This is a genomic window from Streptomyces sp. NPDC005423, from assembly GCF_040606415.1.
GTDB lineage: Bacteria > Actinomycetota > Actinomycetes > Streptomycetales > Streptomycetaceae > Streptomyces.
Genome location: NZ_JBEXET010000027.1, coordinates 44,668 through 64,567 on the forward strand (window position 1 = coordinate 44,668; position 19,900 = coordinate 64,567).

Genomic DNA, 19,900 nt, shown 5'->3' on the forward strand with positions numbered 1-19,900 from the left:
ATGGCGGCGTCGCAGGACTCCGCGCGGATCCTCACGGGTCGGCCGCCCTTCCGGTGCGTGATCGTCTGCATGGGGTGAGAGCCTTTCGGGGGAGGGGAGTTCAGAGGTGGCGGCGGCGGTCGGTGACCTGGCGGTCGTACTCCTGCCGGGCCCGTACGGCGGACTCCCGCGAGGCGGTCTCCGCCACCGGCACGTCCCACCACGCCTCGGCCGGCGGCGCGGTCGCGGCGGCGGTGTCCGTCTCGACGTAGACGCACGTCGGACGGGAGGAAGCGCGGGCCGTGGCGAGCGCCTCGCGCAGTTCGCGGACGGTCTTGGCGCGCAGGACGTCCATGCCGAGGCTGGCCGCGTTCGCGGCCAGGTCGACGGGGAGCGGGTCTCCGGAGAAGGTGCCGTCGGCGGCCCGGTAGCGGTAGGCGGTGCCGAAGCGTTCGCCGCCGACCGACTCGGAGAGGCCGCCGATGGAGGCGTAGCCGTGGTTCTGGATCAGCACCAGGTTGACGGGCAGGCGCTCCTGGACGGCGGTGACGATCTCGGTCGGCATCATCAGATAGGTGCCGTCGCCGACCAGCGACCACACCGGGGTGTCCGGGGCGGCCTGCTGGACGCCGATGCCGGCCGGGATCTCGTAGCCCATGCAGGAGTAGCCGTACTCCAGGTGGTACTGGCGCGGCGAGCGGGAGCGCCACAGCTTGTGCAGGTCGCCGGGGAGCGAACCGGCCGCGTTGATCACCACGTCGTCGTCGCCGACGACCGCGTCGAGGGCGCCGAGCAGCTGCGTCTGGGTCGGTACGGCGTTCTCGTCGTCGGCGCGGAAGGCGGCCTCGACCACCCGCTCCCAACTGCCCTTCCCCGCACGGTACTCGGCCTCGTAGGCGGCTTCCACGCGGTGGCCTTCGAGGCCGGCGGCGAGCGCCTCAAGACCGGATCGCGCGTCCGCGACCAGGGTCCGTGCGGCCAGCTTGTGGGCGTCGGACGCGGCGATGTTGAGGTTGAGGAACCGGACGTCCGGGTGCTGGAAGAGCGTGTGGGACGCGGTGGTGAAGTCGGTGTACCGAGTGCCGGCCCCGATGACGAGATCGGCGCCGCGCGCCACCTCGTCGGCGACCGCCGTGCCGGTGTGGCCGACCCCGCCCAGGTCGGCGGGGTGGTCGTGGCGCAGGGAGCCCTTGCCGGCCTGGGTGGAGACGACCGGGATGCCGGTGGCGTCGACGAGCGCCCGCAGCGCCTCCTCGGCCTGGCTGTGGTGGATGCCGCCGCCGGCGACGATGACGGGGCGGGCCGCGGAGCGGATCGCGCGGACCGCCTCGGCCAGTTCGGCCGGGTCCGGCGCGGGCCTGCGGACGTGCCAGACGCGTTCGGCGAAGAACTCCTCGGGCCAGTCGAACGCCTCCACCTGTACGTCCTGCGGCAGCGCGAGGGTGACGGCGCCGGTCTCGGCCGGGTCCGTGAGCACCCGCATCGCGTTCAGGGCGGACGGCACCAGGGCTTCGGGGCGGGTGATCCGGTCGAAGTAGCGGGAGACCGGGCGCAGCGTGTCGTTGACGGAGAGGTCCGCCTCGACCGGGTGCTCCAGCTGTTGCAGCAGGGGGTCGGCGGCGCGGGCCGCGAAGTAGTCGCCGGGCAGCAGGAGTACGGGCAGCCGGTTCACGGTCGCGAGCGCGGCGCCCGTGACGAGGTTGGTGGCGCCCGGCCCGATCGAGGTGGTGACCGCCTGCGCGGAGAGCCGGTTGAGATGGCGGGCGTAGCCGACGGCCGCGTGCACCATCGCCTGCTCGTTGCGGCCCTGGTGGAACGGCATGGCGGCGTTCGCGCCGGTACCCGCCTCCACGAGGGCCTGGCCGATGCCCGCCACGTTGCCGTGGCCGAAGATCCCCCAGGTCCCAGCGATCAGCCGGTGCCGTACGCCGTCGCGCTCGCTGTACTGGACGGAGAGGAAGCGCACCAGGGCCTGGGCGACGGTCAGACGGCGGGTGGGGGTGCTCATCAGGACTTCTCCGGTGCCGTGTAGAGGGGAAGGCGGGGGTCGACGGCCTGGTCGGGCCAGGTGGAGCGGATCCAGGCGTGGTCGGGGTGGTCGCGGATCAGCCAGGCGCGGTCGGCCTCGGGGCCCGCCATGACGTTGAGGTAGTACATGTGGTGGCCGGGGACCGCCATCGAGGGGCCGTGCCAGCCGTCCGGGATCAGGACGACGTCACCGTCGCGCACCTCGGCCAGCACATCCGTGTTCCGGTCCGGTCCGGAGGGGGACACCCGCTGGTAGCCCAGACCGGGGGTGCCCTCGTGGGCGGCGAACTCGAAGTAGTAGACCTCTTCGAGGACGGACTCCTCGCCGGGCCGGTGCTCGTCGTGCTTGTGCGGCGGGAAGGAGGACCAGTTGCCGCCGGGCGTGACCACCTCCACGGCGATCAGCTTGTCGCACTCGAAGACCCCGGCCGCGCCGAAGTTGTTGACCTGGCGCGAGCTGTTGCCGGTGCCGCGCAGCTCCACCGGCACCGAGGAGGCGGGGCCGTAGCGGGCGGGCAGGCGCCGGGTGCAGCGTGCCCCGGTGAGGGCGAACCGGCCGCCGCCTTCGGAGGAGACGGTCGTACGGGAGTCCCGGGGCGCGTAGGCGAAGTCGCTCACGGCGGTGAACACGCTGTCGCGGCCCGCGAGTGGGAAGGTCTCGTGGCCGAAGTCGTCGGCGCAGGAGACCGTGCAGCCACCGCTGAGCGGCAGCACGATCCACTCGCTGTCGCCGGTGTCGAAGGTGTGGGTGCCGCCCGGCGGCAGCTCCAGCACCCGAAGGCTTGAGTAGCCCCAGCCGGCCGACTCGGGCGTGACGTCCACGACGTAGGGGCCGCCGCGGGCCCGGCCGGCGGGAAGGTGGTGGGTCCTGGTCATCGACTCTCTCTCCGGTTCACAGCAGGCCGACGGCCGTGTCCACCGCCGCCGCCACTCCGCCGTGGGCGGGGTAGAGCAGCGAGCGGCCCACGACCAGGCCCTGCACGGTGGGCAGTTGGAGTGCCTTGCGCCAGCGTTCGTAGGTGCCCTCCTGCTCCTCGGCGGAGCCCCCGGCCTCGCCGCCGAGCAGGACGACGGGGAGCGTGGACGTCTCCAGTGCCTCGGCCATGTCGTCCGGGTCGTCGGTGACGGGCAGTTTCAGCCAGGTGTAGGCGGAGGTGCCGCCGAGCCCGGACGCGATGGCGACGGACGTGGTGACGGCCTCGGCGGAGAGGTCGTTGCGGACCCGGCCGTCGACCCTGCGGGAGATGAACGGCTCGACGAACAGGGGCAGTCGGCGCTCCGCCATGGCGTCGATCGCGCGGGCCGCGGACTCCAGCGTGGTCAGCGAGCCCGGGTCGTCGTAGTCGACGCGGAGCAGCAGCTTGCCCGCGTCGAAGCGGAGCCGGGCGAGGTCCTCGGCGCGGTGGCCGGTGAACCGGTCGTCCATCTCGAAGGCGGCGCCGGACAGGCCGCCGCGGTTCATCGACCCCATCACGACCTTCCCGTCGAGGACCCCGAGCAGCAGCAGGTCCTCCAGGATGTCGGCGCTGGCGAGCACTCCGTCGACGCCGGGCCGGGACAGCGCCACACAGAGCCGCTCCAGCAGGCCGGCCCGGTTCGCCATGGCCGTACGGCGGTCGCCGACGCCGAGGGCGCCGCGGGCCGGATGGTCGGCGGCGACGATCATCAGCCGGCCGCTGTCGCCGAGCAGTGGGCGGCGCACCCGGCGGGCGGCGGCCTCGGCGACGGCCTCGGGGTGCCGGGCCCGGACCGTGACCAGGTCGGGGATGGTGAGGGGCAAGGGAAACTCCGTTCGGGGGGTGGCTCGGGCGGCCGGGCGGTCAGGCGCGCGGGGGGCCGGGTGTCCGTCCGGTCCGCGGCAGCGGGGGCCGCCTCGGGTGCCGCCCCCGCCGGGCGGTCGCGAGCGTGGCCTTCGTGGCGGGGCAGCCGCGGAACCGCCCGGACGTCTCCCGCCGGGACAGGAGTGCGCGGGACCGCGGAGGACGGAGTCCGGCTCCGGCGCGGCCCCTCGCGACGAGGTCGTGGGGCTGGGCTGTTTCGGCCATGCGCGACGCTCCTCAAGCTGCCGGGGTGCGGGTGTCTGGGGGCCTGCCGCCTCCCAGGTGTAGAACTTGGAGGGGCACACTGTCAATACTTTGTAATTACATTCGGACCTGCTTGTGAAATGATGTCTTAACAAAGTATTGACAGCGGGTGCGACCGGGGATTGGATTCCGTCCCAGCGCAAACAGCCGCCCAGTCGCGGTGTACGACCCGGGATCTCCTCGGATCCAGGGCACCGGGATACTTGTGATCTCTGCTCGCTTTCCCCCGTAGCACAGTGAGGTGCAGGAAAGATGGACCGCTCAACCCAGACCCGCTTCCGCAAAGTGGCCCCCTTCGTGGCCGTGGCCGCGGCGGCGGCCCTGACCCTCGCTGGCTGTTCCAGCAGTTCCGGCGGCAAGAAGTCGCAGGAAAGCGCCGACAACGCGTCGGCGGGCAAGGCCAGTACCCCCCGGATGACGGTCGCCCTGGTCACGCACCAGGCGCCCGGCGACACCTTCTGGGACATCGTCCGCAAGGGCGCCGAGGCCGCCGCGGCCAAGGACAACATCAAGCTCGTCTACTCGGCCGACCCGAACGCGGGCAACCAGGCCAACCTGGTGCAGAACGCGATCGACCAGAAGGTCGACGGCGTCGCGGTCACCCTCGCCAAGCCCGACGCCATGAAGGACGTCATCAGCAAGGCGAAGGCGGCGAACATACCCGTCGTCGGCCTCAACTCCGGGCTCAGCGACTGGAAGAAGCTCGGACTGCTCCAGTTCTTCGGCCAGGACGAGACGGTGGCCGGCGAGGCGCTCGGCAAGAAGCTGAACTCCGTCGGCGCCAAGAAGGCCGTCTGCGTCATCCAGGAGCAGGGCAACGTGGGCCTGACCCAGCGCTGCGCCGGGGTGAAGAAGACGTTCAGCGGGGCCACCGAGACGCTCTACGTCAACGGCACCGACATGCCGTCCGTGAAGTCGACGATCACCGCCAAGCTCACCCAGGACAAGGCGATCGACTACGTCGTCACGCTCGGCGCCCCGTACGCGCTGACGGCCGTGCAGTCGCTCTCCGACGCGGGCAGCAAGGCGAAGGTCGCCACCTTCGACCTCAACAAGGACCTGACGAGCGCCATCAGCAAGGGCACCATCCAGTTCGCGGTGGACCAGCAGCCTTACCTCCAGGGCTACTTGGCGGTCGACTCGCTCTGGCTCTACAAGAACAACGGCAACTACAGCGGTGGCGGCGAGCAGCCCGTGCTGACCGGTCCGGCGTTCGTGGACAAGACGAACGTCGACGCCGTGGCCAAGTACGCGGCCAATGGAACCCGGTGATCAGCATGACCCAGCAGGCTGAGCCGGCGGTGACCACACCGCCGGCTCCCGGCCCGAAGGAGACCGACGGCCGCACCGCCCAACGGCCGCTCGCGCTGCGGGTGTTGGCCCGCCCCGAGGTGGGCGTCTTCCTCGGCGCCGCCGCGGTCTACGTGTTCTTCCTGATCGCCGCTCCGCCGGTGCGCGACGGCGCCTCGATGGCGAACATCCTCTACGGCTCGTCGACCATCGGCATCATGGCGCTGCCGGTCGCCCTGCTGATGATCGGCGGCGAGTTCGACCTCTCCGCCGGTGTCGCCGTGATCACCTCGGCGCTCACCGCGAGCATGCTCAGCTACCAACTCACCATGAACGTGTGGGTCGGTGTGGTCGCCGCCCTGGTCGTCTCGCTCGGGATCGGGTTCCTCAACGGCTGGCTGGTGGTCAGGACCGGCCTGCCCAGCTTCCTGATCACCCTGGGCAGCTTCCTGATCCTCCAGGGCGTCAACCTGGCCGTCACCAAGCTGGTGACCGGCAACGTGGCGACCGACGACATCAGCGACATGGACGGCTTCGGGCAGGCCAAGAAGGTCTTCGCCTCGTCCTTCGACGTCGGCGGCGTCCAGGTCAAGATCACGATCGTCTGGTGGCTGGTCTTCGCCGCCCTGGCGACCTGGGTACTGCTGCGCACCAGGTACGGCAACTGGATCTTCGCGGTCGGCGGCAACAAGGAGTCGGCGCGGGCCGTCGGCGTCCCGGTGGCCTTCACCAAGATCTCGCTCTTCATGCTGGTCGGTCTCGGTGCCTGGTTCATCGGCATGCACCAGCTCTTCTCCTTCAACACCGTGCAGTCCGGGGAGGGCGTCGGCCAGGAGCTGATCTTCATCTCGGCGGCCGTCATCGGCGGCTGTCTGCTGACCGGCGGCGCCGGTTCCGCGATCGGCCCGGTCTTCGGCGCCTTCATGTTCGGGATGGTGCAGCAGGGCATCGTCTACGCCGGCTGGAACCCCGACTGGTTCAAGGCGTTCCTCGGCGTGATGCTGCTCGGCGCCGTCCTGATCAACCTGTGGGTCCAGCGCACGGCGACGAGGAGGTGACCCCCATGACAGAGAACACCACCACCGGCACGCACGGCGCGATCCTCCAGGACACCGCGCCCGAGGGCGGGGACCGCCCGGTCGTCGAACTCCGCAACGCGGGCAAGTCCTACGGCAACATCCGCGCCCTGCACGGCGTCGACCTCACCGTCCGTCCGGGCCGGGTCACCTGTGTGCTGGGCGACAACGGCGCAGGCAAATCCACCCTCATCAAGATCATCTCCGGGCTGCACCAGCACACCGAGGGCGAGTTCCTCGTCGACGGCGAGCCGGTGCGGTTCTCCACCCCGCGCGAGGCGCTCGACCGGGGCATCGCCACCGTCTACCAGGACCTCGCGACGGTCCCGCTGATGCCGGTGTGGCGCAACTTCTTCCTCGGCTCCGAGATGACCAAGGGCCCCTGGCCCGTGCGCCGTCTCGACATCGAGCGGATGAAGAGGACGGCCGACGAGGAACTGCGCAACATGGGCATCGTCCTCGACGACCTGGACCAGCCCATCGGCACCCTCTCGGGCGGCCAGCGCCAGTGTGTGGCGATCGCCCGCGCCGTCTACTTCGGGGCCCGCGTCCTGATCCTGGACGAGCCGACCGCCGCCCTCGGCGTCAAGCAGTCCGGTGTCGTGCTGAAGTACGTCGCCGCCGCCCGCGAGCGCGGTCTCGGCGTCATCTTCATCACCCACAACCCGCACCACGCCTACATGGTCGGCGACCACTTCAGCGTGCTGCGCCTCGGCACCCTCGAACTCTCCGCCGAGCGCAGCGAGATCACTCTCGAAGAGCTGACCAACCACATGGCGGGCGGCACCGAACTCGCCGCGCTCAAGCACGAGTTGGCCCAGGTCCGCGGTGTGGACGTCGAGAAGCTCCCGGAGGCGGAGGAGCTCCGGGCACGGGCGGCCGGTGCCCCGGACACAACCTCCTGAGCCGACCGGCCGGCCGCCCCTGAACCGGGGCCCCGGGACACGAGAGCCCCGGTCATAGCAGCAGCAGTGGGCGCACCCGGTCCGCCGGGAACCCGGCCGGTCCACGGAGACCGGCCGGGCCCGCGCGGCCGGCCCGGTCAGAGCGCCGCGGGGGAACGGGACGGCCGGGGCTCGAACCCCGCCAGGCGGTAGCACTCGTCGATCAGCGTCATCGTCCGCACCGCGTCGTCCGGCCCCATCGGCAGCGGGGCGCCGCCCCGCAACCGGGCCGCGAACGACTCCAGTTGATACGTGTACGAGGACCGCCGGCCCAGCCGCTCGGTGCGCTCGCCGTCCGTCGTACGGACCACCACCCGGTCGTCCAGGTGCGGCAGCACGAAGTTCGGCGCGGTCGCCTCGCCCCGGGTGCCGGTGATCCGGCAGCTCATCACCAGTTCGTGGTGGGCCATGTGACAGCGGGCGGTGCCGGTGGCGCCGCTGGGGAAGACGAGGTCGGCGTCGAGCCACTCGTCGACGCCCGGCGCTCCGGCGCGCTCCCCGCCCCGGGCCGCGACCGCGCGCGGCGGCCCGCCCGCCCACGGGGCCAGCATGCGCTGCGCGTGCAGGCCGTAGCAGCCCAGGTCCATCACGGCGCCGCCGGCCAGCTCCAGCGACCAGCGCGGGTCGGTCTCCGGCGGCGCGGGAATCGCCACCAGGGTCTCGACGTGCCGCAGTTCGCCCAGTTCACCGGAGGCCAGCACTTCGTGCAGGCGCCGGGTGACCGGGTGGAAGAGGTAGTGGAACGCTTCCATGAAGACGGTGCCGGCCCGGCCGGCCGCCTCCCGTACCGCGGCCGCCTCCTCGGCGTTGCTCGCCGAGGGCTTCTCGCTCAGGACGTGTTTGCCGGCCGATAGGGCGGCCAGGTTCCACGGTCCGTGCAGTCCGTTGGCGAGGGGGTTGTAGACCACCTCGACCTCGGGGTCGGCGAGCAGGTCGGCGTAGGAGCCGACGACCCGCTCCACCCTGTGCGCGGCGGCGAACGACTCGGCGCGGGACCGGTCGCGAGCGGCCACCGCGACGAGGCGGTGGCCGGTCGTCCGGGCCGGGCCGGCCAGGGAGCTGCCGGTGATGCGCGCCGCTCCCAGTACTCCGATGCGCAGTGGCTCCGGGGCCGGCCGGCTCATGCGCCCCGTACCTCCTGAACGGTCACCGGGCGGTGCTCGCGCAGGGAGAGCGTGCACGCCTCGGCGATCCAGCCCGCCTCCAGCGCGTCCGCGACCGTGCACGGCGAGGCCCGGACGCCGGAGACGACCTCGGTGAACGCGGTGAGTTCGGCGCGGTAGGCGTCGGTGAAGCGGTCCATGAAGAAGTCGTGCGGGGTGCCCGCGGGGAAGGTGACGCCCGGCTCGACGGACCGCAGCGGCAGCTTCTCCTCCAGACCCACGGCGATGGAGTCGGCGAAGCCGTGCAGCTCCATGCGCACGTCGTAACCCCGGGCGTTGTGCCGGGAGTTGGAGACCACGGCGATGGTGCCGTCGTCGAGGGTGAGGAGCGCGCCGGTGGTGTCGGCGTCGCCCGCCTCCCGGATGTAGTCGGCGCCCCGGTTGCCGCCCACCGCGTACACCTCGCTCACCTCGTGGCCGGTCACCCAGCGGATGATGTCGAAGTCGTGCACGCTGCAGTCCCGGAAGATGCCACCGGACGTGGCGACGTAGGCGGCGGGGGGCGGGGCCGGGTCCAGCGTGGTGGAGCGTACGGTGTGCAGCTTGCCCAGTTCGCCGGAGCGGACGGCGGCGCGCGCGGCGACGAAACCGGCGTCGAAGCGGCGGTTGTAGCCGATCTGGATCGGCACCGCGCTGCCCTGGACGGCCTTGAGGACCTCCACGCCCTCGCCCATCGTCCGGGCGACGGGCTTCTCGCAGAAGACGGGGACGCCCGCCTCGACGGCGGCGAGGATCAGCGCGGGGTGGGCGTCGGTCGCGGCGGCGATGACGATGCCGTCGACACCGGCGGCGAGGAGGGCCTCCGGGGAGTCCGCGACCTGGGCGCCGAACCGTTCGGCGGCGGCCTTGGCGGCGTCCGCGAACGGGTCGGCGACGACGAGGGACTCGACCGCGTCGAGCCCGGAGAGGGTCTCGGCGTGGAACGCGCCGATGCGGCCGAGGCCGAGGATGCCGATACGCATGGGGGAGGTGCTCCTTGAGTGGTGCGGACTGCTTGCCGGGAGGGTCAGTCGAGGGCGCCGAGGACGTTCTGGTCCCAGTCGATCACCGAACCCGTGACCACTCCCGATCGGTCGGAGAGCAGGAGGACCACGAAGTCGGCGATCTCGTCCGGTCGGCCGAGCCTGCCCATCGGGAGCCGCTCGCCGGCCCGTTCCCGCCAGTCGTCGCCGGCGCCGTGGAAGGCCCGCTGGGTGGCGTCCTCGCCCTCGGTCTCGGTCCAGCCGATGTTCAGGGTGTTGATCCGGATCCGGTCCCAGCGGTGCGCGTGCGCGGCGTTGCGCGTCAGACCGGCGAGCCCGGCCTTGGCCGCGGAGTAGGCCGCCAGGTGCGGCGCGCCGCCGTGCGCGCAGTTGGAGCCGATGTTGACGACGGTGCCCGGCGCCTTCCGAGCCAGCTGGTCCGCCACGACGGCCTGCATGGCGAAGAACGGCGCCTTGAGGTTGATCGCGATGTGCTGGTCGAAGAGCTCGGGCGTGGTGTCGAGCAGGGTGCCGCGGGAGGTGAGTCCGGCGGAGTTCACCAGGCAGTCCACCCGGCCGTACGCGGCGATGACCTCGGCCACGGACGCCTTCGCCCGCTCGGCGTCGGCGAGGTCGGCGCGGACGAACAGCGCCGTGCCGCCCGCCTCGGTCAGCTCCGCCACCAGGGCCTCGCCCAGCTCGGGGCGGCGGCCGGTGACGGCCACCGTGGCGCCCTCGCGGACGGCGGCCCGGGCGACGGCGGCGCCGATCCCCTGGCTGCCGCCGTTGACGAGGACGATCTTGTCGTCGAGGAGTCCCACGCGCTCTCAGCTCTCGCGTCGCGGGAGGCGGGCGCGCGGCTTCGCGCGGAGCGGGGGTGGTGCGAACGTGCAGGACATCGTCGTCCCCTCTGTCGGATCACAAGCTGACGCGGCTCTGTCATTGTTGTCATGACAAACCCGTCGAACAACCAGCAGCAAGCCATCAAAAACCCTTCAAGGGAGACGCGGCATGGGCCACCCCTTCCCGATCCGGGAGATCGCACGCCAGGCGGGACTGAGCGAGGCCACCGTGGACCGGGTGCTCAACGGGCGCGGCGGGGTGCGCGAGAGCACCGCGCGCGAGGTCCGCCGGGCCATCGCCGACCTGGACCGGCAGCGCGCCCAGGTCCGGCTGGTCGGCCGAACGTTCATGATCGACATAGTGATGCAGACCCCGGAGCGGTTCTCCACCGCCGTACGGGCGGCCCTGGAGGCCGAACTGCCCGACCTGCACCCGGCCGTCGTACGGTCCCGGTTCCACTTCCGGGAGACCGGACCGGTGGCGGAACTGGTGCGGACGCTGGACCGGATCGCCCGGCGCGGTTCGCAGGGCGTGATCCTCAAGGCGCCGGACGTGCCCGAGGCGAGCGCCGCCGTCGCCCGGCTGGTCGCCGCCGGCATTCCCGTCGTCACCCTCGTCACCGACCTGCCCACCAGCGCCCGGCTCGCCTACGTCGGCATCGACAACCGGGCGGCGGGCGCGACGGCCGCCTACCTCATGGCCACCTGGCTCGGCGAGCGGCCCGGCAACGTGCTGACCAGCCTCAGCAGCGGCTTCTTCCGCAACGAGGAGGAGCGCGAGATGGGCTTCCGCGGCTTCATGCGCGCCCGCCACCCCGAGCGGACCCTGGTCGAGATCGCCGAGGGGCAGGGTCTGGACGCCACCCAGTACGACCTGGTGCGGGCCGCGCTGCGACGCGACCCGCAGATCCGCGCCGTCTACTCGATCGGCGGCGGCAACATCGCCACCCTGCGCGCCTTCGCCGACCTCGGCCGCGAGTGCGCGGTCTTCGTCGCCCACGACCTCGACCACGACAACACCCGGCTCCTGCGCGAGGGACGGCTCTCCGCCGTCCTCCACCACGACCTGCGCCAGGACATGCGCGAGGCGTGCCGTCTCGTCATGCGCGCCCATGACGCGCTGCCGCCGGCCGGCCCGATGCCGCCGTCCGCGATCCAGGTGGTCACGCCCTACAACATGCCTACGCCTGCGCCACGTTGACCCAGGACCCGCTCTCCGCCGAGCGCACCATGGCATCCAGCGCGGCGGCGCTGTGCACCGCGTCGGCGAGGGTCGCGCCGTACGGTTCGCCCTCGGCCACCGAACGCAGGAAGCGGTACGCCTCGACCACCTTCAGGTCGTCGTAGCCCATGGGGTTCGCGGCGCCCGGCTGGAACGCCCCGAACTCCCCGTCGCCGGGGCCGACATACACCGTGCTGACCGGCTGGTCCTGGTAGGAGGTGCCGCGGCTGACCCCCAGCTCGTTCATCCGGCGGAAGTCCCAGAAGACCGCGCCCTTCGTGCTGTGCACCTCGAACCCGTAGTTGTTCTGTTCGCCGACCGAGACCCGGCAGGCCTCCAGCACACCGCGGGCGCCGGAGGCCAGGCGGAGCAGGCAGCTGACGTAGTCCTCGTTCTCGACCGGGCCCAACTCGCCCCCGGCGGACCGGGAATGGCCCGCGGTCGCGCCGGTCGGGCGGGCCCGCTCCGGGACGAAGACCGCGGTGTCGGCGGTCAGCGACGCGATCGGGCCGAGCAGGAAACGGATCAGGTCGGCGCCGTGCGAGGCCAGGTCGCCGAGGACTCCGCTGCCGCCGCGCTCGCGTTCGTACCGCCAGGTCAGCGCGGAGTCGGGATGCGCCGCGTAGTCGCTGAACAGCCGGACCCGGACGTGGGTGACCGTGCCCAGCTCGCCGGCTGCGATCAGCTCCCGGGCGGCCTCCACGGCGGGCGCGTTGCGGTAGTTGAAGCCGACCGCGCCCTGCACGCCGGCCCTGGCCACCGCGTCGGCCACCGCGCGGGCGTCCGTCGCGGTGAGACCCACCGGCTTCTCGATCCAGATGTGCTTGCCCGCCTCGGCCATCGCGACCCCGATCTCCCGGTGCAGGAAGTTCGGCGCGGTGATGCTGACCGCCCGGACGCGCGGATCGGCGGCCACCTCGCGCCAGTCGCGGACCGCGTCGGTGAACCCGTACTGGGCGACGGCCTCCTCGGCCCGGCCCGGCACCTCCTCGGCGACGGTCACCAGCTCCGGCCGCAGGGCCAGCCGCGGATAGTGGTGCCGGACCCGGGCGTACGCCTGGGTGTGCACCCGGCCCATCCAGCCGAACCCGACGACGGCGACCCCGAACGCATCCACCATGACAGCCCCTCTTTGGACCGGTCCACAACTTGTCCACGCCACCCTGCGGGCCGCTCACCGGGGGTGTCAAGGCCCCACGGACCCTTTGACAAGGTGCCGCGCCCGTGGAACGGTCCATCCCCATGAGGCCCCCGACCATCCGCGACGTCGCCGACCACGCCGGTGTCTCCAAGTCGCTGGTCTCCCTGGTGCTGCGCGGCTCACGGCAGGTACGCCCCGAGAAACGGGAGGCCGTGCTCCGCTCCGTGCGCGAGCTGGGCTACCGGCCCAACACGGCGGCGCGCAGCCTCAGCGAGCGGCGCACCCGCACGGTCGGCGTCCTCCTCAACGATCTGCGCAACCCCTGGTTCGTGGACCTCCTCGACGGCCTGAACCCGCCGCTGCACGACAACGGCCTGCACATGCTGCTGGCCGACGCCCGCCTCAACCGCCGCACCGGCCAGGACCCGGCCGGACCCCTCCTGGACCTCCGGGTCGACGGGCTCGTCGTGGTCGGCACCCTGCCCGACCCGGCCGCGCTCGGCCCGGTCGCCGCCCGCATCCCGGTCGTCGTCGCGGGCGCCCGCGAACCGGTGCCGGCCGGCGTCGACACGGTCGCGGGCGACGACGAGCGGGGCGCGCGGCTGATCACCGAGCACCTGATCGGCCTCGGCCACCGCCGGATCGCCCACCTCGCGGGCTACGGCGCGGTCGGCGAGCTGCGCCGGCGCAGTTTCGAGGCGACGATGCGGGCGCACGGCCTCGCGGACGGCACGCTGGTGGAGCCGAGCGACATGACCGAGGAGGGCGGCTACCGCGGCACCGTCCGGCTGCTCAGCCGCCCGGACCGGCCGACCGCGGTGTTCGCGGTGAACGACATCGCCTCCGTCGGCGCCCTGTCGGCGGCCGGGGAACTCGGCCTGAGCGTCCCCCGGGACCTCTCCGTCAGCGGCTACGACAACACGAGCATCGCCCGGCTGCGGCACGTCTGGCTGACCACCGTCGACAACGCCGGCCACGAGGTCGGCCGGCGCGCCGCCCGCTGCCTCCTCGACCGCTTCGCCGCGCCCGGCCTCCCCGGCCGCGTCCACCTCGCCGCGCCCTCGCTGGAGATCCGGGGCACCACGGCCGCCGCCGTCAGAGACTGATCGCGTACGCCTTGCGGAGCGTCTCGTGCACGGTCCACGTCGTCCGGTCGCCCGCGCGCAGCACGGCCAGGTCGCCGGGGCCGACGTCCAGCGTGGCACCGCCCTCGACCTCGATCGTGGCGGAGCCGCTGATCACGACGAACATCTCGTCCGCCTCCGTGTCGGTGACCACGCCCGGGGTGATCTGCCAGATCCCCCGGAGCTGCCGGCCGTCCGCGGACTCCCACACGACCTTCCCGGTCACCTGCGGGTCGCCGGAGACGATCTGCGCCGGGTCGAGCGGCTCGGGTTCGAGTGCGGCGTCGGGGATGCGGACGACGAAGCTGTGGGTCATGCCCCGACCCTAACCAGCGTCCGCGCCTCGGCCGCCCGACAGAGTGTGGGGGATCGGGGCGGGCGCGCGGACACTTCGTCGCGCCGGGCCGAGTGGCAGCGGCCGGGAGCGCGGGTGATCGTGGAGGGGACCGGCTTCCCGTACCCATCAGCTGGAGAGAGCGGCCCATGGCGGACACCACGGCGGCCGTCCCCGGGCCGCGCGCGCACGGCACCCGCGAGGCCGTCCTGTTCGGCGGTGTCTACGGTTCCGTGCTGGCCTGCTCGATGGTCGCCGCGCTCACCCAGCACGGCCACACCTCGCGCGCCGACCGCCGCTACGACGCCCTCTGGCTGCTGGTCACCGCGCTGGCCTCGGCCCTCGCCCACGGCTACGCGCACTTCATCGCCGACCGTGGTCCGCACGGCCGTTGGGACGCCGCGCGCTCCCTGCGCGAGGAGTGGCCCCTGGTCGTGGCCGTGGTGCCGACGGTGCTGCTGCTCGCCGGGGCCGGCTGGGGCTGGTGGCCCGCGAACGGCGTGGAGTACGCGGCCTTCGTCCTCAACATCGCCCTGCTCTTCGTGCTGGGCGTGGTCACGGCCCGCTCGGCGGCGCGCGGCTGGGCGGTGGCCGCGGCGATCGGCATGGGGGACGCGCTGCTCGGGGTGGTCGTCGTCGTGGCGAACGCGTTGATCAAGTGACCGGCCGATCGACCCGGCGGGGGCGGCCGGGCCGGGCGGACGCGCGGAGGTGACCTGTGCGTGAAGGGTGCGGCGAGTGTCCGGACCGGCCGACAATGGGCGGTCCGCCGCCGTCCGTACCGGGCAAGGAGCCGCCATGACCACCCCCGCCACCGTCACCGAAGAGGCGGTCGCCAGTCTGCGGGCGACCGCCGACCCCCGGCTGCGCGACGTGCTGACCGGGCTGATCCGTCATCTGCACGCGTTCGCACGGGAGACCCGGCTCACCCACAAGGAGTGGGAGCGGGCGGTGCGTTTCCTGACGGAGACCGGGCAAACCTGTACGGAGACCCGGCAGGAGTTCATCCTCCTCTCGGACGTCCTCGGGTTGTCGATGCTGGTGGAGACCGTCAACGCCGAACGGACCCCGGGCGCCACCGAGTCGACGGTCCTGGGCCCCTTCCACCTGACCGAGTCACCGGTGCGCGCACTCGGCGCTGACATCGACCTGGTGGGCGGCGGCGAACCGTGCGTGGTCAGCGGCCGGGTGGTCTCCGCGGACGGCACCCCGCTGCCCGGCGCGGTCCTGGACGTCTGGCAGGCCGACGCCGACGGCTACTACGACGTGCAGCGCCCCGACGTCCAACCCCCGGGCAACGGAAGGGGGTTGTTCGCCGCCGACACCGAGGGCCGGTTCTGGTTCCGTACCTGTGTGCCGAGCCCGTACCCGATCCCCACCGACGGTCCGGTCGGCGAACTGCTCAGCGCCACCGGCCGCCACCCCTACCGCCCCGCCCACATCCACTTCATCGCCTCGGCCGACGGCCACACCCCGGTCACCACGCACATCTTCGTGAAGGGCGGCGACTACCTGGACTCCGACGCGGTCCTCGCCGTCAGGGAGAGCCTCGTCAAGGACTTCGCCCGCACCGAAGACCCCGCCCTGGCAAAGGAGTTCGGTATCACCGGCCCGTTCCGCCACGCCCGCTTCGATCTCGTACTGGAGCGCGCGTGAAGGCCCTGGACTTCTCCTACGACGCCCAGCCCGCGCGGGTCGTGTTCCGGTCCGGCGCCGCGCTGACCGCGACCGCGGGCGAGGCCGAACGGCTCGGTCTGCGGCGGCTGTTGGTGCTCTCCGGGGAGCGCGGCGCCGCCACCGCGCGGGCGGTCGCCGACTCCCTGGGGGACGCCTGCGCGGGCGTCCACACCGGGGCGCGGATGCACGTCCCGGCCGAAGTCGCGGACCGGGCGGTGGCGTTGGCCCGCTCGGCGGGCGCCGACGGCTGTGTCGCGGTCGGCGGCGGCTCGGCGATCGGCCTCGGCAAGGCGATCGCGCTGCGCACCGGCCTCCCGCTGATCGCCGTCCCCACCACCTACTCCGGCTCGGAGATGACCCCCGTCTGGGGCCTCACCGAACACGGCGCCAAACGCACCGGCCGCGACCCCGCCGTCCTCCCGCGCAGCGTCGTCTACGACCCCGAACTCACCCTCGACCTCCCCGTACCGCTCTCGGTGACCAGCGGCGTCAACGCCGTCGCGCACGCCGTGGAGGCCCTCTACGCCCCCGACACCTCACCCCTCGTCGCGCTGCTGGCCGGGGAGGGCGTACGGGCGATGGCGGGCGCGCTCCCCGCGGTGGCCGCCGCTCCCCGTTCGGCCGGGGCACGTGGCCGCGCCCTGTACGGGGCGTGGCTGTGCGGGTCCTGTCTGGGCGCCACGACCATGGGCCTGCATCACAAGCTCTGCCATGTACTCGGCGGCACCTTCGGTCTGCCGCACGCCGAGACGCACACGGTGGTGCTGCCGTACGCGCTGGCGTACAACGCGCCCGCCGCGCCGGAGGCGGTGGCCGCCGTGGCGCACGCGCTGGACACGGACGACGCCCCGGGCGCCCTGCGCGAGCTGGCCGGCCGGCTCGGCGCGCCCCGCACCCTGGCCGAACTGGGCCTACAGGAGCGGGACTTGGCCACAGCGGCGGCACAGGCGGCGAGCACGGCCTACGCCAACCCCCGGCCCGTCACCGAGGACGGCGTGCTCGCGCTGCTGCGGGCCGCGTACGAGGGGCGTCCTCCCGAGCCGGGTATCGGTGGTCACCGCGCCCCGGGCAACTGAGCCGCGCGGCGCGGGACTTGGCGGAGGGCAGGCTGTGCCGACATGGCGCGACGAGCAAGCCGTCCCGGGCGAACCGTTGCCGCCCGGCGAACCGCTCGACCCGGCGGCCCTCCGGGACTCCGCCGCACGGGAGTTGGCGGAGGAGACCGGCATCGGCACCCCGGCCGCCGACCGGGACCGCGGTGGCCGCCGACGTCGGATTCAGAGGGACGCGAGCCACTCCGCGGTCTCGGACGGGCGGGCGAAGCGCAGGGTGTCGAGCGGAGCGAACCGGGGGTCGCGGGAGCGTGCCTCGATCTCCCGGCGCCGGACGGGGTGTTGGGACCACGCCCACCACGCCGGATGCTCCCCGCTCAGCCAGCCCCGCCAGGTCTCCCGATTGCCGCCGAAGATCCGTTCGCGGGTGACGCTCCGGCGCAGGGAGCGGCGCAGCACGCGGGGCATGACCACCTGCCTCCCGTAGTCGAGCCAGACCACGGTGTCGGCCCGGCTCCACAACAGGTCGCGGACGTCCGGGTAGCCGATCGAGTCGATGATCCAGCGGGGCCCGGCGGCGACGCGGGCGGTGTCCTCCGCCAGCCGTTCGTTGACGGCCCAGTCCGGACCGGTGAAGTAGAGCGCGTCCATCTCGTGGAAGGGCAGGCCCAGCCGGTCGCTCAGGGTCCGGGCCAGCGTCGACTTGCCCGCACCGGTGACACCCGCCACCAAGATCCGTTCCATGGGCGCACGTTACCCCGGCACCGGATCACGGAAGATCACTGCCTCCCCGGATCTTCACATCGCCCACAAGGGAGCATTAACGTCACTTCACTCGCATCACCCTGGGGGGACGAACATGGGGAATCCGTACACCACGCCTACGCCACCGGCACCCCGGCCGCCGGACACCCGCCCGTTGCGCAAGCGGGCGCTCGTGTGGATCGGCGGTCTGGGCGTGTTCACCGCGGGCGCCCTCCTCGGCACCACCGGGAGCGACGGGGCGCAGCAGCCCGTCGAGGCCAAGGTGGCACCCGCGACGACCATCACCGCGACGGCCACCGTGACGTCGGCGCCCGCACCCGCGCCCACGGTCACCGAGACGGTCAGGGCCAAGGCGAAGCCGCGTCCCACGGTCACCGTCACGCGGACCGCCGCAGCCAGGGCCGCGGGCACCGGCAGCAACAGCACCAGCACCAGCGACAGTCAGGCCGGTGGGGGTGGCGGTGACAGCACCGGTACCTGTTCGATCGTCTCCAACTCCGGGAACTGTTACGCGGCGGGGCAGTTCTGCCGCAGCGGTGACCACGGGGCCTCCACGACCGACGCGAGCGGTACGGGCATCACGTGCGCCTACCGGTCGAGCGCCTGGCGCTGGACGTACAGCTGACGTCGGCCGTCGGACGGCAACCGGGCGCCTGACAGGGAGAGTTGATGACGACGTGTGCGACCGGGCCGGACGGGTCCGCGGCCGGGGACCCCGCCGCGGCGACGGCGCTGCTCCTCGATCGCGTGCGGCTCGGCGCGGGCGGGCCACTCGCCCGGCTGAGGGTGGCGGACGGCAGGATCACCCACATCATCACGGCGAGCGAGGGCGCGGACCACCTCGTACCGGGCGCCGGAGAGCGGCTCCTCGATCTGGACGGGCGGACCCTGCTGCCCGGCCTGTGGGACGCCCACGTCCACCTGGCGGACTGGGCCGCTGTCCGTCACCGCCTCGACCTGTCCGGGACCGGCTCCGCGCGGGCGGTGGCCGGCCTGGTGCGCGCGAGCAGCGCCCAAGTGCCTCACAACGCGGTCCTGTTGGGGTACGGGTTCCGGGACGGACTGTGGCCGGACGCCCCGCACAAGCGGCTCCTGGACGCCGTACTGCCCGACCGGCCGGTGGCCCTGGTCAGTGCCGATCTGCACGCCGTCTGGCTCAACTCGGCCTGCCTGGCCCTCCTCGGACGGGGCGACCACCCCACCGGCCTGGTCCGGGAGCACGAGGCCCACGACATCCTGGCCGCGCTGCCGGGCGCACCGGCCGAGGTGGTCGACGGCTGGATCGAGGAGGCGTGCCGTGCCGCCGCCGCACGCGGGGTCACCGGTGTCATCGACTTCCAGTTCGGCGACACGGTCGGGGAGTGGGAGCGGCGCTCGGCCCGGTTCCGGCCGGCCGTACGGGTGGCGGCGGCCGTCTATCCCCCTCATCTCGACGCGGCCGTGGCACGCGGGTTGCGCACGGGGAGCCAGGTCGGCGCGCCCGGCGGCCCGGTCCGGGTGGGCCCGCTGAAACTCTTCACCGACGGCTCCCTCAACACCCGTACCGCCCTGTGCCGCGACCCCTACCCCGGGCAGGCGGGCACGGACGACGCGCACGGTGTCGCGGAGACCTCACCGCGCGAACTGGTGGACCTCATGCGGCGGGCCGCCGCGCACGGCCTCGAACCCGCCGTGCACGCCATCGGCGACCGCGCCAACACCGTCGCCCTGGACGCCTTCGAGGCGGTGCGCTGCCGCGGCCGGATCGAGCACGCGCAGCTGCTCAGCACCCAAGACCTGCCGCGCTTCGCCGATTTGGGGGTCGTGGCGGGAGTGCAGCCCCGGCACGCGACCGACGACCGGGACGTCGCCGAGCGGTACTGGGCCGGGCGCACCGGACGGGCCTTCGCCTACGCCGGTCTGCTCGCCGCCGGCGCCCACCTGGAGTTCGGCTCGGACGCCCCGGTCTCGCCGCTCGACCCGTGGCTCGCCGTCGCGGCGGCGGTCTCGCGTACCGACGACGGACGCCCTCCGTTCCACCCCGAGCAGCGGCTGACCGTCCGGGACGCGCTGGTGGCGGCGGCCCGCGGACGCCGCCTGGTCAGGGTCGGGGACCCCGCCGACCTGGTGGTGGTCGACGTGGACCCGCTGGCGGCAGGCACCGACACCCTGCGGGCCATGCCGGTGCACGCCACGATGACCGACGGCCGCTGGACCCACGGCCCGGACTGAGCCGCG

General features: G+C 73.0%; 19 protein-coding genes. 10 read left to right on the forward strand and 9 right to left on the reverse strand.

Annotated features, from left to right (window positions below; translation table 11 throughout):
- Positions 1–100: 100 nt before the first annotated feature.
- Genes iolD through ABZT12_RS25710 form a run of 3 tightly spaced genes read right to left on the reverse strand, consistent with a single transcriptional unit; the run spans position 101 to position 3,787 of the window.
- Positions 101–1,987 (reverse strand): 3D-(3,5/4)-trihydroxycyclohexane-1,2-dione acylhydrolase (decyclizing), encoded by a 1,887-nt coding sequence (gene iolD / locus ABZT12_RS25700; RefSeq protein WP_356388743.1) that lies wholly within the window; start codon positions 1,985–1,987, stop codon positions 101–103.
- The gene (gene iolB / locus ABZT12_RS25705) at positions 1,987–2,883 is read right to left on the reverse strand and encodes a 5-deoxy-glucuronate isomerase (RefSeq protein WP_356388745.1); all 897 of its coding nucleotides are present in this window, start codon (positions 2,881–2,883) and stop codon (positions 1,987–1,989) included. Before iolB ends, iolD begins: the two co-directional genes overlap by 1 nt.
- Before the next feature lie 16 nt (positions 2,884–2,899).
- Positions 2,900–3,787 carry a deoxyribose-phosphate aldolase gene (locus ABZT12_RS25710; RefSeq protein WP_356388747.1) on the reverse strand — a complete coding sequence of 296 codons (888 nt, stop codon included), beginning with the start codon at positions 3,785–3,787 and terminating at the stop codon, positions 2,900–2,902.
- 556 nt (positions 3,788–4,343) lie between these two features.
- Here ABZT12_RS25710 and ABZT12_RS25715 point away from each other — a divergent pair.
- From ABZT12_RS25715 to ABZT12_RS25725, 3 genes are read left to right on the forward strand one after another with little or no spacing between them, the layout of a single operon-like run.
- Entirely contained in the window at positions 4,344–5,363 is a 1,020-nt protein-coding gene (locus ABZT12_RS25715) for a sugar ABC transporter substrate-binding protein (protein WP_356388749.1), read from the forward strand.
- Positions 5,363–6,439: an ABC transporter permease gene (locus tag ABZT12_RS25720; protein ID WP_356388834.1), complete on the forward strand. Its 1,077-nt coding sequence runs from the start codon at positions 5,363–5,365 to the stop codon at positions 6,437–6,439. The genes ABZT12_RS25715 and ABZT12_RS25720 overlap by 1 nt, the downstream gene beginning before the upstream one ends.
- A gap of 5 nt (positions 6,440–6,444) precedes the next feature.
- The gene (locus tag ABZT12_RS25725; protein WP_356388751.1) at positions 6,445–7,362 is read left to right on the forward strand and encodes an ATP-binding cassette domain-containing protein; all 918 of its coding nucleotides are present in this window, start codon (positions 6,445–6,447) and stop codon (positions 7,360–7,362) included.
- A 137-nt stretch (positions 7,363–7,499) separates the two neighbouring features.
- Here ABZT12_RS25725 and ABZT12_RS25730 read toward each other — a convergent pair whose 3' ends face one another.
- Genes ABZT12_RS25730 through ABZT12_RS25740 form a run of 3 tightly spaced genes read right to left on the reverse strand, consistent with a single transcriptional unit; the run spans position 7,500 to position 10,347 of the window.
- Positions 7,500–8,525 (reverse strand): Gfo/Idh/MocA family oxidoreductase, encoded by a 1,026-nt coding sequence (locus ABZT12_RS25730; protein WP_356388753.1) that lies wholly within the window; start codon positions 8,523–8,525, stop codon positions 7,500–7,502.
- On the reverse strand, positions 8,522–9,526 hold the full coding sequence (locus ABZT12_RS25735; protein ID WP_356388755.1) for a Gfo/Idh/MocA family oxidoreductase: 1,005 nt from the start codon (positions 9,524–9,526) through the stop codon (positions 8,522–8,524). Before ABZT12_RS25735 ends, ABZT12_RS25730 begins: the two co-directional genes overlap by 4 nt.
- Before the next feature lie 44 nt (positions 9,527–9,570).
- Positions 9,571–10,347: an SDR family oxidoreductase gene (locus ABZT12_RS25740; RefSeq protein ID WP_356388757.1), complete on the reverse strand. Its 777-nt coding sequence runs from the start codon at positions 10,345–10,347 to the stop codon at positions 9,571–9,573.
- A gap of 190 nt (positions 10,348–10,537) precedes the next feature.
- Between ABZT12_RS25740 and ABZT12_RS25745 the strand changes: the two genes are divergently transcribed.
- Complete coding sequence (locus tag ABZT12_RS25745; protein ID WP_356388759.1) at positions 10,538–11,569, forward strand: LacI family DNA-binding transcriptional regulator; 1,032 nt, start codon at positions 10,538–10,540, stop codon at positions 11,567–11,569.
- On the opposite strand, the gene ABZT12_RS25750 is transcribed toward ABZT12_RS25745, so the two are convergent.
- On the reverse strand, positions 11,550–12,710 hold the full coding sequence (locus tag ABZT12_RS25750) for a Gfo/Idh/MocA family oxidoreductase (RefSeq protein ID WP_356388761.1): 1,161 nt from the start codon (positions 12,708–12,710) through the stop codon (positions 11,550–11,552). The genes ABZT12_RS25745 and ABZT12_RS25750 overlap by 20 nt on opposite strands.
- Before the next feature lie 122 nt (positions 12,711–12,832).
- Between ABZT12_RS25750 and ABZT12_RS25755 the strand changes: the two genes are divergently transcribed.
- Entirely contained in the window at positions 12,833–13,837 is a 1,005-nt protein-coding gene (locus ABZT12_RS25755) for a LacI family DNA-binding transcriptional regulator (RefSeq protein WP_356388763.1), read from the forward strand.
- On the opposite strand, the gene ABZT12_RS25760 is transcribed toward ABZT12_RS25755, so the two are convergent.
- Positions 13,827–14,171: a cupin domain-containing protein gene (locus ABZT12_RS25760; RefSeq protein WP_356388765.1), complete on the reverse strand. Its 345-nt coding sequence runs from the start codon at positions 14,169–14,171 to the stop codon at positions 13,827–13,829. The genes ABZT12_RS25755 and ABZT12_RS25760 overlap by 11 nt on opposite strands.
- A 167-nt stretch (positions 14,172–14,338) precedes the next feature.
- Here ABZT12_RS25760 and ABZT12_RS25765 point away from each other — a divergent pair, with 167 nt between their 5' ends.
- From ABZT12_RS25765 to ABZT12_RS25775, 3 genes are all read left to right on the forward strand, one after another.
- Positions 14,339–14,851 (forward strand): hypothetical protein, encoded by a 513-nt coding sequence (locus ABZT12_RS25765; protein ID WP_356388767.1) that lies wholly within the window; start codon positions 14,339–14,341, stop codon positions 14,849–14,851.
- A 136-nt stretch (positions 14,852–14,987) separates the two neighbouring features.
- On the forward strand, positions 14,988–15,845 hold the full coding sequence (locus ABZT12_RS25770; protein WP_356388769.1) for an intradiol ring-cleavage dioxygenase: 858 nt from the start codon (positions 14,988–14,990) through the stop codon (positions 15,843–15,845).
- Between the two features lie 5 nt (positions 15,846–15,850).
- On the forward strand, positions 15,851–16,942 hold the full coding sequence (locus tag ABZT12_RS25775; protein WP_356388836.1) for a maleylacetate reductase: 1,092 nt from the start codon (positions 15,851–15,853) through the stop codon (positions 16,940–16,942).
- 201 nt (positions 16,943–17,143) lie between these two features.
- On the opposite strand, the gene ABZT12_RS25780 is transcribed toward ABZT12_RS25775, so the two are convergent.
- Complete coding sequence (locus ABZT12_RS25780; RefSeq protein WP_356388771.1) at positions 17,144–17,662, reverse strand: adenylate kinase; 519 nt, start codon at positions 17,660–17,662, stop codon at positions 17,144–17,146.
- Positions 17,663–17,777: 115 nt separating this feature from the next.
- On the opposite strand from ABZT12_RS25780, the gene ABZT12_RS25785 reads away from it, so the two are divergent.
- Positions 17,778–18,308 (forward strand): hypothetical protein, encoded by a 531-nt coding sequence (locus tag ABZT12_RS25785; RefSeq protein ID WP_356388773.1) that lies wholly within the window; start codon positions 17,778–17,780, stop codon positions 18,306–18,308.
- A 44-nt stretch (positions 18,309–18,352) separates the two neighbouring features.
- Positions 18,353–19,894 carry an amidohydrolase gene (locus ABZT12_RS25790; protein WP_356388775.1) on the forward strand — a complete coding sequence of 514 codons (1,542 nt, stop codon included), beginning with the start codon at positions 18,353–18,355 and terminating at the stop codon, positions 19,892–19,894.
- Positions 19,895–19,900: the final 6 nt, after the last annotated feature.